15 protein-coding genes are annotated in these 17,587 nt (G+C 45.9%); 14 read left to right on the forward strand and 1 reads right to left on the reverse strand.

The window, feature by feature from the left end:
- Nucleotides 1-162 precede the first annotated feature (162 nt).
- On the forward strand, nt 163-4,761 hold the full coding sequence (gene gltB, locus H7T88_RS07200; RefSeq protein ID WP_221787815.1) for a glutamate synthase large subunit: 4,599 nt from the start codon (nt 163-165) through the stop codon (nt 4,759-4,761).
- Between the two features lie 221 nt (nt 4,762-4,982).
- Nucleotides 4,983-5,135, forward strand: coding sequence for a hypothetical protein (locus H7T88_RS07205; RefSeq protein WP_186809745.1), 153 nt, complete (start codon nt 4,983-4,985; stop codon nt 5,133-5,135).
- 106 nt (nt 5,136-5,241) lie between these two features.
- Here the strand turns inward: H7T88_RS07205 and relB are convergent, their stop codons facing one another.
- Nucleotides 5,242-5,610, reverse strand: a complete 369-nt coding sequence (gene relB, locus H7T88_RS07210; protein WP_090918292.1) for a type II toxin-antitoxin system RelB family anti-toxin — start codon at nt 5,608-5,610, stop codon at nt 5,242-5,244.
- A gap of 338 nt (nt 5,611-5,948) precedes the next feature.
- Here relB and H7T88_RS07215 point away from each other — a divergent pair, with 338 nt between their 5' ends.
- The 12 genes from H7T88_RS07215 to H7T88_RS07270 all read left to right on the forward strand — a co-directional run bounded on the left by H7T88_RS07215 (nt 5,949) and on the right by H7T88_RS07270 (nt 17,572).
- Entirely contained in the window at nt 5,949-6,386 is a 438-nt protein-coding gene (locus H7T88_RS07215; RefSeq protein ID WP_154890816.1) for a hypothetical protein, read from the forward strand.
- Nucleotides 6,387-6,539: 153 nt separating this feature from the next.
- Nucleotides 6,540-7,298 (forward strand): tyrosine-protein phosphatase, encoded by a 759-nt coding sequence (locus tag H7T88_RS07220; protein ID WP_260510778.1) that lies wholly within the window; start codon nt 6,540-6,542, stop codon nt 7,296-7,298.
- 65 nt (nt 7,299-7,363) lie between these two features.
- Complete coding sequence (locus tag H7T88_RS07225) at nt 7,364-8,116, forward strand: YveK family protein (RefSeq protein ID WP_090918286.1); 753 nt, start codon at nt 7,364-7,366, stop codon at nt 8,114-8,116.
- Entirely contained in the window at nt 8,097-8,777 is a 681-nt protein-coding gene (locus H7T88_RS07230; RefSeq protein ID WP_090918284.1) for a CpsD/CapB family tyrosine-protein kinase, read from the forward strand. The genes H7T88_RS07225 and H7T88_RS07230 overlap by 20 nt, the downstream gene beginning before the upstream one ends.
- Nucleotides 8,778-9,001: 224 nt before the next feature.
- Nucleotides 9,002-9,910, forward strand: a complete 909-nt coding sequence (gene galU / locus H7T88_RS07235) for a UTP--glucose-1-phosphate uridylyltransferase GalU (protein WP_221787819.1) — start codon at nt 9,002-9,004, stop codon at nt 9,908-9,910.
- Entirely contained in the window at nt 9,907-10,575 is a 669-nt protein-coding gene (locus H7T88_RS07240; protein ID WP_221787821.1) for a sugar transferase, read from the forward strand. Before galU ends, H7T88_RS07240 begins: the two co-directional genes overlap by 4 nt.
- Nucleotides 10,576-10,607: 32 nt before the next feature.
- A complete protein-coding gene (locus tag H7T88_RS07245) occupies nt 10,608-11,573 on the forward strand; it encodes a UDP-glucuronic acid decarboxylase family protein (RefSeq protein ID WP_221787823.1) in 966 nt (321 codons plus the stop codon).
- A gap of 19 nt (nt 11,574-11,592) precedes the next feature.
- Nucleotides 11,593-12,816 carry a glycosyltransferase family 4 protein gene (locus H7T88_RS07250; protein ID WP_221787825.1) on the forward strand — a complete coding sequence of 408 codons (1,224 nt, stop codon included), beginning with the start codon at nt 11,593-11,595 and terminating at the stop codon, nt 12,814-12,816.
- Nucleotide 12,817: 1 nt separating this feature from the next.
- Nucleotides 12,818-14,131 (forward strand): O-antigen ligase family protein, encoded by a 1,314-nt coding sequence (locus H7T88_RS07255; protein ID WP_221787827.1) that lies wholly within the window; start codon nt 12,818-12,820, stop codon nt 14,129-14,131.
- Nucleotides 14,128-15,306: a glycosyltransferase gene (locus tag H7T88_RS07260; protein WP_221787828.1), complete on the forward strand. Its 1,179-nt coding sequence runs from the start codon at nt 14,128-14,130 to the stop codon at nt 15,304-15,306. Before H7T88_RS07255 ends, H7T88_RS07260 begins: the two co-directional genes overlap by 4 nt.
- A gap of 1 nt (nt 15,307) precedes the next feature.
- Entirely contained in the window at nt 15,308-16,390 is a 1,083-nt protein-coding gene (locus tag H7T88_RS07265) for a glycosyltransferase family 4 protein (protein WP_167375686.1), read from the forward strand.
- 36 nt (nt 16,391-16,426) lie between these two features.
- Complete coding sequence (locus tag H7T88_RS07270; RefSeq protein WP_221787830.1) at nt 16,427-17,572, forward strand: glycosyltransferase family 4 protein; 1,146 nt, start codon at nt 16,427-16,429, stop codon at nt 17,570-17,572.
- The last annotated feature ends 15 nt before the right edge of the window (nt 17,573-17,587 follow it).

Genomic DNA, 17,587 nt, shown 5'->3' on the forward strand with positions numbered 1-17,587 from the left:
TACCGCAATACCAGGCTTACAACAGATGGCTCAAGCTATCACCTCTCCATCTCAGCAGGCAGGCTTATCGCAAGCGAAATGCCAGCTCCTCCCGTTTCAATGTTGCCTGTTGTTATGTTCTTGATCTTTCCGAAATACTTCATTATAGAAAGGTTGCGTTCCATGAGACACATCGGATTACCTCCAAAACAAGGTCTGTATGACCCACAATTCGAAAAAGATGCATGTGGTATGGGTTTTGTTGCCAACATCAAAGGAGTACCTTCACACGATATCGTTAGTCAAGCACTGACCATGCTCAGTAATATGGAGCACCGTGGGGGTCAGGGAAGTGAACCGAATTCCGGTGACGGAGCAGGCATCCTGATTCAGATTCCACATCGTTATTTTGCAAAGGAAGCAGATCGACTCGGTTTTGCATTGCCTGAACAGGGATTCTATGGCGTGGGCATGTTGTTCCTGTCTCATGATCCGGCAGTCCGTACTGCACATGAAGAGAGCCTGAAGAAGATTATTGAAGAAGAAGGACAGACCTTCCTGGGCTTCCGGGATGTACCTACGTATGATGAGATGCTGGGCCGTTCTGCATTGGCAGCGAAGCCTTATGTACGTCAGGTGTTTATCGGAAGATCAGATGAAGTGAAAGATGAACTTGCATTTGAACGCAAATTGTATGTCATCCGCAGACGTGCTGAACTGGCCATTCGTTATTCTGCAGACGAGGCGGAAGGAGAGTCATTCTACTTGCCGAGTTTGTCATGCCGTAAAGTGGTCTACAAAGGCATGTTGACAACCGAGCAGGTCGGCAAGTTCTATCTGGATTTGCAGGAAGAACTGGTTGAGTCAGCGATTGCACTCGTACACTCTCGTTTCAGTACGAACACCTTCCCGAGCTGGGAGCGTGCTCACCCGTATCGTTTCATGATCCACAACGGTGAGATCAACACGATGCGTGGTAATGTGAACTGGATGCATGCACGTCAGTCCTTGTTCGAAAGCGAACTGTTCGGCGATGATATTGCGAAAGTAAAACCGGTTATTAATCCGGACGGTTCAGATACAGCGATGTTTGACAACACGCTGGAATTCCTGTACCTAAGCGGACGCTCCCTGCCACACGTGGCGATGATGATGGTTCCTGAGCCATGGAGCACTGATGAAGGGATGGACCCTGCGAAAAAGGCATTCTATGAATACCACAGCACGATGATGGAGCCATGGGATGGCCCTGCGGCTATGGCATTTACAGACGGTTTACAGATCGGTGCTACGCTTGACCGTAACGGTTTGCGACCTGCTCGTTATTATGTAACGAAGGATGACCGAATCATTCTTTCTTCCGAAGTCGGTGTTCTGGATATCGCACCGGAAGACATTCTGTACAAAGATCGTCTGCGTCCAGGACGGATGTTGCTCGTAGATACTCAAGAGGGCCGTATTATCTCTGATGAAGAAGTCAAAGCACTCATTGCTGCAGAGAATCCTTATGAGGATTGGCTTGAAGAGCACTTGATGGATCTGAACGAATTGCCGGAAGCACCGGAGCTTCCAGACCCTAAACATGACAATGTTACGCAACTTCAACTGGCTTACGGATATACATTTGAAGAACTGCGCAAAGTGCTGGAGCCAATGGCATCCACAGGAATGGAAGCCACAGGTTCCATGGGTTATGATGCACCTCTGGCTGTTCTGTCAGATCGTCCGCAACGCCTGTATAACTACTTTAAACAGATGTTTGCACAGGTAACCAATCCGCCGATTGACGCGATTCGTGAAGAGATCGTTACCTCTACAGCGACAACGATTGGTCCGGAGCGTAACCTGCTTAACCCTGAACCGGAGAGCTGTCGCCAGATTCGTCTGGATACACCGGTATTGTCTAATGAAGACTTTGCGAAGATCCGCCACGTTCGTCGTCCGGGCTTCCGTTCCATGACAATCCCGATCTTCTTCACCGCTGCAGAGGGAGCGGAAGGGTTGCGTAAAGCAATGGACTTGCTCTTTGAAGCAGCAGACCGTGTCATCGACAAAGGACATAATATTCTGATCTTGTCTGACCGCGGTGTGGATGCCGAGAATGCAGCAATCCCGGCGTTGCTGGCTGTTGCAGGTCTGCATCACCACCTGATTCGTCAGGGTACAAGAACTAAAGTCAGCATTTTGCTCGAATCGGGAGAACCGCGTGATATTCACCACTACGCATTGCTTCTGGGTTATGGCGTAAGTGCGGTTAACCCTTATCTGGCATTTGAAACACTGGATGATATGATTCAGCAAGGTTTGCTGCGCGGCATTTCCCATGAGAAAGCCGTTAAAAACTACATTAAAGCCGCAACAAAAGGCGTTATTAAAATATTGTCCAAAATGGGAATCTCAACGATCCAATCGTATCGCGGTGCTCAAATTTTCGAAGCCGTTGGTCTGAAATCAGATTTCGTTGACCGTTACTTCACTTGGACACCTTCACGAATCGGTGGTATCGGTCTGGAGGAAGTAGCAGCAGAGGCGCTGACACATCACAACCGTGCCTTCACGGATAAGGACGGCAATGATAAAGTGCTGGATTCCGGCGGTGAATACCAATGGCGTAATGACGGGGAAGAGCATTTGTTCAACCCGCAAACGATCCATACGTTGCAACACGCTGTACGTACGGGCGATTACAAACTGTACAAAAAGTATTCCAAACTCGTACAGGGTGAGAATGATCAATTGCTTACGATTCGCTCCATGCTGAAGCTGAAACCGGTCGGAGCATCCATTCCGCTCGAAGAAGTGGAATCGGTGGAAAACATCATGCGTCGTTTCAAAACGGGTGCAATGTCCTTCGGTTCGATAAGTAAAGAAGCTCACGAAGATTTGGCAATCGCCATGAACCGTGTAGGCGGTAAATCCAACACAGGTGAAGGCGGAGAAGATCCAGCTCGTTTCGTGAAAGACAGCAATGGGGATTCCCGTCGCAGTGCGATCAAACAAGTTGCATCCGGACGTTTTGGTGTAACTTCCAACTATCTGGTTAACGCTGACGAGATTCAGATCAAAATGGCACAAGGGGCTAAACCAGGTGAAGGCGGACAGCTGCCAGGTCGTAAGGTATATCCTTGGGTAGCAGAAGTTCGTGGTTCTACACCAGGTGTAGGTCTGATCTCACCGCCACCGCATCACGATATCTATTCGATTGAGGACTTGGCTGAGTTGATCTATGACTTGAAAAATGCTAATCCGCGTGCCGAAATTAACGTGAAGCTGGTATCTGAAGTGGGTGTCGGAACGATTGCTGCAGGTGTAGCTAAAGGTCGTGCGGACATTATCCTGGTCAGCGGTTACGACGGCGGTACAGGGGCATCTCCTCAAGGTTCCATCCGTCATGCCGGTATGCCGTGGGAGCTTGGACTTGCGGAGACACATCAAACGTTGATGCTGAACAATCTGCGTGATCGTGTTGTTCTTGAAACGGATGGTAAAATGCTGAACGGGCGTGACCTGGCGATTGCAGCGTTGCTTGGAGCGGAAGAGTATGGTTTCTCTACTGCACCACTCGTTGCATTGGGCTGTATCATGATGCGTGTCTGCCAAATGGATACTTGTCCAGTTGGTGTGGCAACACAAAATCCGGAACTGCGTAAAAACTATATGGGAGACCCTGAACATGTCGTAAACTTTATGCGTTTCGTTGCTGAAGACATGCGTGAGATTATGGCTGATCTTGGATTCCGTACCATTCAGGAAATGGTTGGACGTACAGATTGTCTCGAAACGGTAGAAGCTGTGGATCACTGGAAGAAAAAAGGTGTGGATCTGTCGGTATTGCTACATGTGCCTGAACTGCCAGAAGGCGCTGCACGTTACCGTACACAGCATCAGAATCACCAACTGGAAGAAACGCTGGATATGCAACAACTCGTGCCACTCGCACAGCCAGCTATTGAATCCGGTCAACCTGTAGAAGCGGTTCTGCCAATCACCAACGTGAACCGTGCAGTGGGTACCATCCTGGGTAGTGAGATTACACGTAAGTATGGTCTTGCTGGTTTGCCTGAGGATACGGTTAAATTTAAATTTGTCGGCTCCGCTGGACAAAGCTTTGGTGCTTTTGTACCAAAAGGTATGACGCTCACGGTTGAAGGAGACTCCAACGACTACGTGGGTAAAGGATTGTCAGGAGGCAAGCTGATCGTTATGCCTTCACCAAAAGCGACATTTGAAGCGGAGAATAACATTATTATCGGAAACACTGCTTTATATGGGGCGACTAGTGGGGAAGCGTATATCCGCGGTATTGCCGGTGAACGTTTTGCTGTACGTAACTCCGGAGCTAAAGTCGTTGTTGAAGGTGTAGGCGATCATGGCTGTGAATACATGACAGGCGGGCGTGTCGTAGTACTCGGCGATACAGGTCGTAACTTTGCAGCAGGGATGTCCGGAGGTATTGCTTACGTGTATGATCCAAAAGGCACATTCCTGCAACGCTGCAATCTGGAAATGGTTCTTTTGGAGCGTGTAGAAGATACTGCCGAAAGTGCAGATCTACGTGGCATGATTCAACGGCACGTAGCACTCACTGGAAGTGATGCAGGTCAGCGTATCCTGGATACATGGCAGGATTCCCTGAATCAATTTGTACGTGTCATTCCGAAGGACTTCAAACGTATGACGGAACAGATCGAGCGGATACAGGCGACAGGTCTGACAGGTGAAGCCGCTTTGCTGGCCGCATTTGAAGCAAATATGCGTGAGCTTGCGCGCACCGGAGGGTAATGTTTCGTATATTTTCCTGAAAAAAGAAAAGCTTTGAAACAAAAGGAGTCTTATAGCCGCCAGAACGGCGTCATAAGGCTCCTTTTTGCTTTCGACAAAATTAGAACCCGCTCAAAAAACGTTATCGCCATGAGACGACAACATCAAGGAACGTTCTAAAGTATAATTAGGTTTAGTTTTTGGCGTGCAGAGAAAGTATAAAGATAAGAGAGGTTAGCGGAATGAAGATGAAGCATCCAAACATGGGCGATTCTAAGCCGACAAGTAACAAAGTCGAAGCAACCCGAGTGGACATCATGAAAGTTTTACTGCAATGTGGAATCGACCCGGAGCGTTTGAAACATTTCGTATCCTCCGAGAGCAAGCGTACATGAGCCGTTGCACACCAAGGAATGGAGGGAAATCATGATGCACAAAAAGGCCCAGAAACCGGAGCAGGAAGTACTCGGAAACTGGGTTTTCTTTTCGGGTGTAGCATAATTAATCCATACTGCGTTCCATTCGTACAAAAGCGATAAAACGACGAGCTTCTTCCTCTGTTAAAGGTTTACCATCAATCATCAGATCAAAGCGCTCTAACACTTCCTTATCTGACAATTCAAGCGCATCCACGAATTCACGCACGTCTTCATCCATAACCACATCACTTTGCTTCGTACGTCCAATCAAATAATCAATGGACACATCGAAAATGTCAGCAAGCCGCGTTAACACCTCGAAATCCGGTTTGCGCCGGTTTTTCTCGTAGTGGGAAAGAGCTGCTCTCGTAATATGAATGGAGTTCGCAAGTTCTTCTTGAGTAAGTCCCCGCTGTTCTCGTAATTCAGCAATGCGATTTCCGTAGCTCATAAGCTATTTCCCCCTGAACACCATCATATATATTGAAACAATCCTGAGCCAAGTTTTTGATCAGGGTAAACTTTCCTGCAAATGTACTACGCCTCATTCGTCTCATATACCACTTATTAAATAGGTCTGTCTAAGGACAGCTCATATTGTCGTAAATCAAAAGAACCATGTCCAAATACCGCTTGACATGATACGTATTGTATCGTAAATTGAACGTATGGAGTTACAAAATGTATCATAGTTAGTAGTTTAAGTATTTCCTCATGGTTTGAGCGTTATACCTGTCAAAAGTAACGTTCTCGTCCATGCTGGCCAATCCATTCTAAAGGAATGAAATCATGAATTCAAAAATTCTTCAGGAATGGGCCGATCTGAAACCAAATGTCCATATGTACATTCAGGAATTTCATGGGAAAATGGTAGACCGCAAAAGACGACCCGTCCTGTTACTTGGTATGGATACACAAGCGATCACTTTCCTGAGCGACCTGAACTTACCCGTAATATCAGAAATGGTACTAGGTTTAGATGTAGAAGACAGCCGTATATGCGTCAGGCTTCATGCCAAGCTGCAATGGAAACAGCCTTTTGGAGAACTGATATTGTATCATTCAAACTTGCATATTCAGAAAGACCAAACACTATATATAACTGGACAGTTAAACAGAATGCTTACCGAAGTTGAATTTGAGGCGGTTCCCCGTTCTACATATGGGAATGCAACAGATCCATCTCCTCAGCTAAAGCCTTATCGTTACATTGATTTTATCATATAGGATGAGGTGGACTCTGAACAATTTCTGAACAAGCATGTACTTAACGCCATTTTACTATATTTCGTAGCGTTATGCATTAGTTCTTTAACACCAAAAGCATTTGCGCAATGAATAAAGGGGCGAGGGGGAGCATATATTTCTGGAAGTTTGGATATGGTTGAAATGCACTGCCACATTCTATTCGGTCTGGATGATGGTCCTGTTCAAATGGAGCAGTCCGTTGCGATGGCTGAGAAGGCAGTAGCTTCAGGAATTACCTCCATTATTGCAACTCCGCATCACCTGAACGGACATTACAACAATGAACCAAAGGTAGTCAATCAGGCTGTTTATATGTTTCGTGCCGAGCTTGCCAAACGAAATATCCGTTTGCAGATTGATCCCGGTCAGGAGATCAGAGTGCATGATAGGCTGATTGAAGACTTGTATGCAGGAAAGTGCTGCACACTTGCCGGTAGCCGTTATATGTTGCTGGAGTTGCCCTTTGGTCATATTCCCTCACAGTTCCCCGGAATACTGCACGAACTGCGAATCGCGGGAATTACCCCTATTATCGCTCATCCGGAACGCAACCTTGTCATTTTGAAAAAGCCATTGCTGTTGTCCGAATACTTGTTTCAAGGTGGACTATGCCAGCTTACGGCGGAATCATTCACTGGGCTTTTCGGGCGAAAAGTTCAGAAGTGGTGTTTTCATTTTTGCAAAGAAAACGGGTTTCATTTCATTTCATCAGATGCACACGATACGAAACATCGAACGTTCAAACTGGATGTCGTATATCCGTTGCTCGAAAGACGTTTGGGACGTTGCTGCATTCAACATTTTCAAGATAATGCACAATCCATATGGAATAATCAACGTATTTCGGCTGTATTACCAGCCAAGAAAAAGCGCAGCTTTTTATTCTGGTGAGCAGCTACTGATGTACCAAATACATAGTCACTTAATATGGCTGACTTAAATGGGAGGAAAATCGAATGGAACTCAAAGAGTATTTACACATTTTACGTAAACGCATCTGGATTATTGTTGCCTTCGTAGCTGTGGCTTGTATTGGTGCAGGTGTCAAAAACTACTTTTTTACTGTACCGATCTATGAAGCAGGCGCCAAATTAATCGTCAACCAGGCATATAATGCCCAAGGTGTTCCAAGTTTGGATATTGGAACTATTCAGACAAACATCAAAGTGATCAACTCTTATATGGAGATTATTAAATCTTCTGCAATCCTCGATAAAGTGGCATCTACATACCCCGATCTTGGTATGACTGGTAATCAAATAGGGCAGAACATCCGAGTTTCCACCGCCAATGAGTCCCAGGTTATGAGTCTAACGGCTACGGGACTATCATCCGAAAAAGCCGCAAAAACCGTAAACGCAGTTGCGAAAGTGTTTAAATCTCAAATCCCCGTAATTATGAAAGTAGACAATGTCACGATCCTAAGTGAAGCGAAACCTACGGATTCCTCCAATCCTATTAACGTCAACCCCATCATCAATATTTTGATCAGCTTTATTGTGGGCCTACTACTGGCAGTAGGGTTTATATTCCTGCTGGAATATTTGGATGACACCTTGAAAACGGAAGATGAATTGGAGAAAGAATTAAATCTCCCTGCACTTGCTGTCATCTCCAAGATAAGAAAAGAAGAGAGCCGTATGTCAAAACAGTCATCCATATCTCAAAAACAGGTAGGTGATGGACAGTATGTCACGATTAACCAATGAACGAGTAGGCCTGGTAACGATGGCTAATCCCAGATCCACTTCATCAGAAGCTTATCGAAAGCTACGAACCAATATTCAGTTTTCATCCATAGACAGTCAGATTCAAACGATCATGATTGCCTCGGCATCCTCAGGGGAAGGGAAAACTACGACGATTGGCAATCTGGCAGTCACCTATGCGCAGGAAGGGAAAAAGGTTCTGGTAATGGATACGGATCTCCGTAAACCGGCAGTACATCTGATGTTTAATGTGCCCAACCATGTAGGCCTAACCAGTGTGTTATCGAGTCAATACAAAGTGACGGAAGTGCTTCGGGAAACCGGAGTGGAAGGTCTTCATGTCTTATCTTCCGGGCCAATTCCCCCTAATCCTTCGGAGATGATCGGATCACGTAAGATGACAGCACTCCTTGAAGGCTTGAAGGAAGAGTATGACGTTATTCTCTTCGATACACCACCGGTTCTAACCGTGACAGATGCATTGATTATCAGTTCATTGTGTGATGGTGTCATTCTTGTGGTGAATGCAGGCAAGGTGAAAAAGGATCTGGTCAAAAAGGCGAAGGCTCATCTTGAACATGTGAATGCACGTATTCTGGGCGCTGTGCTGAACAATGTGCAGGTTCCGAAAAGCCGCAATAACAGTTACGGGGAAAAATAACAGGCAAGACAATGGAGTTTCATTTTCAAATCATTTTAAAAGGTCATGTCTACTATACCTCTATCAAGGTAGGCACTCGGTCACACTGTGGGTAGTGTACCTTAGACGTGTATCGTCAGGGGTGTGATGTGAGGAGGGGTTCAATGCCCTATTTATGAATGATATGTTTCATGTTTTCATGGTTTTGAGTTAAATAAAAAAACTAAATGGATAGGGTGATATCTATGACAAAGGTGAGAAAAGCAATTATCCCTGCTGCTGGATTGGGAACCCGTTTTTTACCTGCTACAAAGGCAATGCCTAAAGAAATGCTCCCTATTGTGGATAAACCGACTATCCAGTACATCGTTGAAGAGGCGGTTGCTTCCGGGATCGAAGATATTATCATCGTGACGGGAAAAGGAAAACGTGCGATTGAAGATCATTTTGACAGTGCGTTTGAACTGGAGCATAACCTCCTTGAGAAAGGGAAACTCAGTTTACTGGAAGAAGTCCGGAAGTCCTCCAACGTGGATATCCATTACATAAGACAGAAGGAAGCCCTTGGACTTGGGCATGCGGTCTGGTGCGCCCGGAATTTCATAGGCAATGAACCCTTTGCCGTGTTGCTTGGCGATGATATCGTCGTGTCGGAAGTGCCATGCCTGAAACAGCTCATCCAGCAGTATGAAAAGGTAGAGCAGTCGGTGCTTGGCGTGAAAACGGTAAGTCCAAGTGAAACATCACGCTATGGGATTATTGATCCGTTGCACACAGAAGGACGTTTATCTTCTGTTAAGAGTATGGTTGAAAAGCCTCCACTAGGTTCGGCGCCGTCTAACCTGGCCATTATGGGAAGGTACATTTTGACTCCGAAAATTTTTGAGTATCTGGAAGAGCAAAATGTCGGTGCAGGAGGGGAAATTCAGCTTACAGATGCGTTGCAAAAGTTGAATATCGATCAAGGAATCAGTGCCTATGACTTTGAAGGTTCCCGCTTTGATGTAGGGGAGAAACTGGGGTACATCCTTACGACTTTAGATTTTGCACTCAAAAATAAAGAGTTGCGTGCACCGGTGCTGATGGCAATCGAAGAGATTCTAATGAAGGAACAAATGAATCAAATCCTTGTAGCTGGAGGGGATAGTCTGTGAAGATATCAGGACCGGAATACTTTGGGAGTGGGGAAACCTTGGTTAAAGAGGGGAATGCCGCAGTACTTGAGCAGCCATACTCACAACGTGTTGGCGGGTATACGGATGTGATGAAGCCATTGGCCGATTTTGTTATCGCCATTCTGCTGCTGCTGATGACATTACCGGTCATGCTACTTTCGGCTATTTTGATCAAACTGGATTCCAAAGGTCCTGTCATCTTTAAGCAGGAACGGTACGGGAAGAACGGGGTCAAATTTAACATTTATAAATTCAGAACGATGCGCACAGATGCGCCGAAATATGGCCTTTCTCCAACGACCAGCAATGATCCAAGAATCACAAGGTTAGGTAGAATACTGCGCAAGACGAGTCTGGACGAACTGCCGCAGCTGCTCAATATTATCAAAGGCGATATGAGTTTTATCGGCCCAAGACCTGAGATGAAACGTATTGTGGAGGAATGTTACACCGATCTGGAACGCAGGCGTTTTCTGGTGAAACCGGGAATTACGGGATTGTGGCAGGTGAGCGAGGCTCGGAAGGAGCCTATTCACCATAATCTCCAGTATGACTTCCACTATATCTCGAATGTATCCATGAAAATGGACATTACGATCATTTTTAAAACTATCGGTGTAATGATTAAAAGCAACACCTTTTGACCATTTTGGATCATAATTTGGAGTGTGATGTAATGAAACATATTGTAGTGACAGGTGCTGCCGGATTTCTGGGCTCTCATCTCGTGCAATCTTTGATCGGCCAGGGCCATCGGGTTACAGGGATCGATAATCTTTCAACAGGTGTGATTCGCAATCTGGCAGGGGTTATGGAGAACCCTAACTTTGTATTCCATGAAGCAGATGTTACACGTCCCGATACAATGGATATTTTCGTTGATCAGCAGGTGCACGAAGTCTATCATCTGGCTTCGCCTGCTTCACCTAAATTCTATCAAGCAGATGCGATTGGCACGATCTGGGTGAACACGCGAGGAACCTATCATATGCTGGAACTGGCTCGGGTCAAAGGAGCCAAGTTTCTGTATTCCAGTACAAGTGAAGCCTATGGCGATCCCGAGATTCATCCGCAGCCGGAGAGTTATCGAGGCAATGTAAATACGTGGGGGCCACGAGCTTGCTATGATGAAGCCAAACGGTTAGGCGAAGTTTTTTGTTATGAATACTACACAAAACAACGAGTTTCCGTGAAAGTTGCGCGTATTTTCAACACGTATTCTTCCGGGCTTCGCAATGATGACGGCAGAGTGATATCTAATTTTGTAACGCAGGCGCTGACGGGTCAAGATATTACAGTGTATGGAGATGGTTCACAGACCCGATCCTTCTGTTATGTGGATGATAACATTCGGGGATTACAAGCTTTCATGGCGGAAGATCGGGCTGATGGAGAGATTATCAATATCGGAAACCCTACGGAATACACGATTCTTGAGGTCGCTCATTTGGTGAAACAGCTCACACAATCGGACAGTAAGGTTGTATTCTTGCCTTTACCTGAAGATGATCCGAAGGTTAGACGTCCAGTGATTGATAAAGCTCGTGAAATATTAAACTGGGAGCCGGAGATTGGTCTGGAAGAGGGATTGAAACGCACGATAGAGCACTATCGATCGATGCTGCAGGTACAGGAAACTTGATTACACTGAACTGATAACAATGAAGCTGAATAAAAGCGAGTTGAGAACCGTGCAAACTATATTGATTGCTCACAGTTTATATCCACCCCATATTATTGGGGGAGCCGAGATATCGACACAGATTTTGGCCCAGACGCTGGAGTCCAGTTATGACGTTAAAGTCATTACAGTTGGTGGACACAAGGAGGGCGGGGTGCAGACGGATACAGTGAACGGGATTGAAATCTCGCGGCTACCATTTAATAATCGGTACTGGATCGGTGATACAGCAAGGAAGGCCAGCACTTCTGACAAAGTGTTATGGCGTATCCAGGATATTTTTAATGTGAAGCAGTACCAGCATATTAAACAATATCTGATGATGAAACGTCCTGCTCTGATCCACACTCAGAATATACCGGGACTAAGCCTTGCGATCTGGAAAGCGGCGTTTGAACTGAACATCCCGGTTGTGCATACCCTGCGCGATTTTTCGTTAATTGAACCCATCGCGATCTCGGCATATTCCAGGTTCTACAGACAGATTTCCAAACACTACAGCCGCAGAGTTTCTTCCGTTATTGGCATATCCGAGCATGTGCTTAACAAGCATATCGAACTGGGGTTTTTCGCGCACGCGTCCAAACATGTCATTCATAACATTGTTGAGCGGGATAATCAGGTTCAGCATGTTAATGCGGGGAAAACGGTTCGTCATGAGCAACCCCTGCACGTTGGATATTTTGGACAACTAACCGAGGTCAAAGGAGTTCAGTATCTGATTGAAGCAGTGCAAAAGCTCGATCAGCAGATTGTGGGGAAGCTGTTCATCCATGGGGATGGCCCTCTGCTTCACACATTACAAGAACTTGCAGGGGCTGATCCCCGGATCGTGTTCGTGGGCAAAATCGATAAAAAGGAGATCACTTCCCAGATGAAAAAGATGGATCTCACGATTGTACCGTCCACCTGGGATGAACCTTTTGGCAGAGTGGTCATCGAATCGTATCAAGCAGGTACGCCAGTTTACGCTTCCAAGGTTGGGGGCATGCCCGAGATTTTGCTGGATGCGGATACCTTCTCTTTCACCGCCCATCGTGCGGATTCGATCCGTGACGCAATCCTCCATTATTACGCCTTATCTGAAGCGGAGAAAAATGAATTAATGCTACAATGCTGCGAACACAGCTTATCCTTTAATGAAGATTATCTTCTCACCAGACATGCGATCATCTACGAGAAGTTAATTGGAGGTGAAGGCTAAGATGTACATGACTTCTCTGAACGTCAAATCGCCATCATTAGTTCAAGCGAGGTCTGATGCGCCTTCCTCAGTCATCATGATGTTGATTCATTTCTTACTGCTCTATCTGTCCATTTATGGTCTGATTTCGATCTATGTCGATAATATTGTGATTCGTTCGTTAAAGGATGCAGGCATGTTGCTACTTGCGGTATACACACTTGCCCGGGTATATCGCCAGCAGATTCATTTTCTGAATCTATTCCTGTTTATACTGGCCTCCCTTATCGTGCTCGGATCGTTAAATGTACTTGTCGGTTCCAGCGTGGTCACGTTAGTCTATGGAATCAAAATTACGCTTTTACCGCTGGTGATGCTGTTTGCAGGCATGTTTATGGCCAAGCAGGGTGGAATGTACGCATTTGCCAGAACCAATCTGGTTATTTTTATTATGCTCATTGCAGGATGGTGCGCTCAATATGCGCTGGGTATAGAAAAGTTAATCACTATGGGATTCGTATACGGCGTAAACATCAAAAACTATCTTGAGGGTGTGCCGCGTTTATCCTCCATTACGTACTCGCCGGATGGTTATGCGTATGCACTGTTAATGACAGGCATCATTGCAGAACAAACCAAGCTGGCAGTGAAGCACCGTAGCTTTCGCCTGATGATCCAGTTGCTGACGATCGGCTTTTTGCTTTTATCTACGATTCGATCGGCTTTATTGCTCTGGTTTGTATATCAGGTGGTTCTTTTTTTAATTCAGATTCGCAAGTACAGCAAAAAGAATATGTTAGTTCTGGCGGTTGTTTTTCTGACACTGCCTGCAGTTGTGTTTTTCGGAGGCAGGTTCCTGCAGTCCAAAAATCTGCTCTCCAGTTCATCCCTGCTTGATCGATTACAGATATGGGGAAGCAGCCTGACCTCGCCATTCACCATGAATGGCATGATCGGCAACGGAATTGGTTCGGTTGGTGCTGCCAGCCGGCGCACACATATGATGGGTCTGAACTCCAGTAATTTTGCAGTGGATAACCAGTACTTTTCCTTGTACGAACAGACAGGTTGGATCGGTCTTACCTATTTTTTGATGTTATTCATGTGGTTGTTGATCACACTGGTTAGACGAATGAATGCCTCACCTTACTCGGCAGGTTCCAGACTTCCTCAGGTGGCTATAGCCCTCGGCGCAGGAGTGGCTGCGGCAAGTATGACGACCAACGTTCTTGAGTTGTTTCCTGCGAACGTTTTTTTCTGGATGTTCATAGGCATAGCTCTGTATCAGCATCGTAATGCAGGTGATATACCATATAAAGCGGGTGAGCGAAAATGAAGGTTTTGCACATCGGAGAATATGTGGTGGGCGGTGTTGCCACGTATTTAAACGAGCTGGTGTCCTACCAGCGTAACCGGTTTGAGGTTTATGTATTGATGAGTGATTATAACTCGGCAAAGGATTTTGATCTGGAGCCAGAGCATATCTTTCGTTACAGTTACAAACGCCACCCGAAACACTTTTTCTCAGCGATGAGACAGATTCACCAAGCTATTCGGCGGATCGAGCCGGATATTATTCATGTACACAGCTCATTTGCGGGTATGCTCGCAAGGGGCTTATTTTTTTTCACACCGCGCAAAGCGAGTATCTTTTACTGCTCACATGGCTGGTCTTTTTTGATGGATACCAAACCCCTGCATAAAAAGGCTTATTTCATGATCGAGAAAATACTGGAATTCAAAACAGACTATATCGTGAACATTTCAAAATATGAGATGCAGCAATCGATTCGCATGGGCATGTCTCCAGCCAAATCCCGATTCGTTTATAGTGGCCTGCGTGACCGCAAGTCTCACAAGCCTCAAAATCATGAAGAGCAGCCGCAAGTAATTGTGCAAAAAGATCAGGAGCAAGAGGATGACAGCATGATTCGGCTCTTGTTTGTGGGCAGATACGATCGGCAGAAAGGACTGGATCTGCTGCTGGATGCATTCAGGCAGTATCCCGAGCTGCAGCAGCGTATTCAGTTATACATCATTGGAGACAGCGTATTGGAAAAAAATGAATGGACCTTTACCGACAATATGATCCGGTTAGGGTGGGTCAATAATGCAGAGATTGATCACTATTACGAGCAGTGTGATGCGATCATTATGCCTTCCAGGTGGGAAGGGTTACCCTTGGTCGCGCTGGAAGCAATGAAAAATCACAAACCCGTCATCGCTAGCAATCGGGCCTCGTTGCCAGAGCTGGTGACGCATGGGGAGAATGGCTACATCTTTGAACTTGAACGACTCGAAGGGTTGAGAGAGATTCTAATGCAACTTGATAAAGAAACGTTGGCAACTATGGGTGAAGCGGGATATCAGGTGTATAAAGAGAAGTTCAGCTCGGATCGAATGAATGAGGAGTTCGTGAGTCTCTATTATGAAGCGAGAAATGTAGAAGTTAGCTTCCAAACCGCGGGGCCGGCTTCCCGTTTGGAAATTTCAAAGAGAAATGGAGATTAACATGAATACAATCTATATCAATGCCCGTTTCCTGACACAGACCGTTACCGGGGTTCAGCGATATGCCATTGAACTCGTGAAGGAAATCGATAATTTGATTGACGCTGGAGAAGTAGACGGTACGAAAGTAGAGTTTTGCCTGCTCTCACCCGCGAATGTGGTTACTCATCTTGAACTGAAACATATTCGGCACCGGATTGTTGGCAGACTGAAGGGACATGTGTGGGAACAGCTGGAGTTGCCATTTTACGCGAAAAAAGGATTGCTAATTAACCTGTGTAACACAGGCCCGGCATTCAAACGCAATCAGGTCGTGACGATCCATGACGCTTCTGTATTCAGTTATCCGAAGGCATTTTCCTTCGCGTTTCGGTCATGGTATCAGTTTTTAACGGTTCGCTTAGGCAAGATATCCAAAAAGGTCATTACAGTGTCTAACTTTTCCAAAGGTGAACTTATTCAACACTGCAAAATTGCCGCTCAGAAGGTATCCGTTACACACCTGGGCATCGATCATATTCATCACAGGCAGGCGGCTCAAGGCACACTTGAGAAATATGGGATTAACTCCCCGTATGTACTGGCTGTCAGCACGATGAATCCTTACAAAAACTTTAAGCTGATCTTGGAGATTTTACCTCAGGTGAAAGCACAGAATTTGAGTGTTGTCATCGTGGGCTCCAAGAACAGTAAGGTGTTCAGCAATCATGCTGTGAATGATTCGGAAGGTGTGAATTGGGTAGGGTATGTGACGGATGAGGAGTTAAAAGCGCTCTACGAACATGCCACCGGTTTTATTTTCCCATCCTTGTACGAAGGGTTTGGCTTACCGCCACTGGAGGCGATGGCGCTTGGTTGTCCGGTTATCGTGTCTTCCCGTGGTTCGATCCCGGAAGTATGCGGAGAGGCAGGACTGTACTTTGACCCTCATCATCCGCAGGAAGCAGCTTCACGTCTGGTAGAGATGATGTCTGATCCGGAGCTTGGACAGCGAATGTCCATTCAGGGCAAAGAGCACTCGGCCTTCTTCTCCTGGAACAAATGTGCCAAGGATACGGTCAACATTATTATGAGCACGGTGTAAGCATGCCAAATGTATTGTTGTGAGGGAGATAAAGCTATGAACAAAGTGTTTGTTGCGATTGATTTCCCGCCTGAAAAGGGAGGGATTCATGATTATGCCTACGGGCTGATATCACAGATTCCAGCAGAAGAGACAACGGTGCTGACCAATAAAATAAATAATACCGCAGAGTCCGAGCAGTTTGACCGGAAGAGTGATTTTGAAATCATTCGGAAACGTATTTTTTCGGATTCTAATAAATGGCTGTTGATTCTCTCGCAGCTTGTTCTGGTCATGCAACTGATTTTGTTGAAATGGCGCAAAAAAACAGATGAGATTCATTTTGTGAATATATTCCCGGTTGGCTTAGCCGGTCCATTCATGAAATTCCTTTTTCGAGTAAAATACTTTCCTTATGTTCACGGCCTGGATGTGATGGGGATGGTTAATAGCCGATTATTCCCACTGCTGTTGTTCATTCTGAAGCGTGCGGACAAGGTGATTGCCAATAGCCAGTATACGAAGTCGAAGCTGGTTGAACTGGGGATTTCGGATTCTCAGATTGTCATTATTCCACCGGGACTTAATGTGAACAAGTTAAACGCGGATACAGGGAGCCAGGGGGATTTACGGGATAAGTATGGTCTGCATGGCAAAAAAGTGATGATCACCGTCTCGCGACTTGTGGAACGCAAAGGTCATGATGTCACACTGAAAGCCGTGAGTCAGGTTATTACGCATATTCCTGATCTGAAGTATGTTATCTGCGGAGATGGGCCGTATAAGGGAGAACTCGAACGACTGGTAACTCAGTACGGACTCGAATCTGTTGTTGTATTTACAGGACGTACTACAGACGATGAGCTTCAGCAATTATATGAATGTGCGGATCTCTTCATTATGCCAAGCCGGGATATCAAGGAGAAGGGTGACGTGGAAGGGTTCGGGATTGTATTCCTGGAAGCCAACTATTATCGATTACCTGTCATTGCAGGCAACAGTGGCGGTATTCCCGACGCCGTGAAGGACAATATCACCGGTTATCTCGTAGACCCGGTTAATGATCAGGAGATTGCTGCGCGTATCGAACAATTAATGACCGACGATGGGCTAGCCAGAGCGATGGGGGATAACGGATACGACTGGGTGGTCAACTATTGTTTGTGGTCGCATCGTGGAAAGTTGTTGAAGCAATTAGCCTAAATATCAATGTGATTG

Origin of the sequence: Paenibacillus cucumis (ex Kampfer et al. 2016) (genome assembly GCF_019748695.1) — a bacterium.
Classification (GTDB): Bacteria; Bacillota; Bacilli; order Paenibacillales; family Paenibacillaceae; genus Paenibacillus; species Paenibacillus polysaccharolyticus.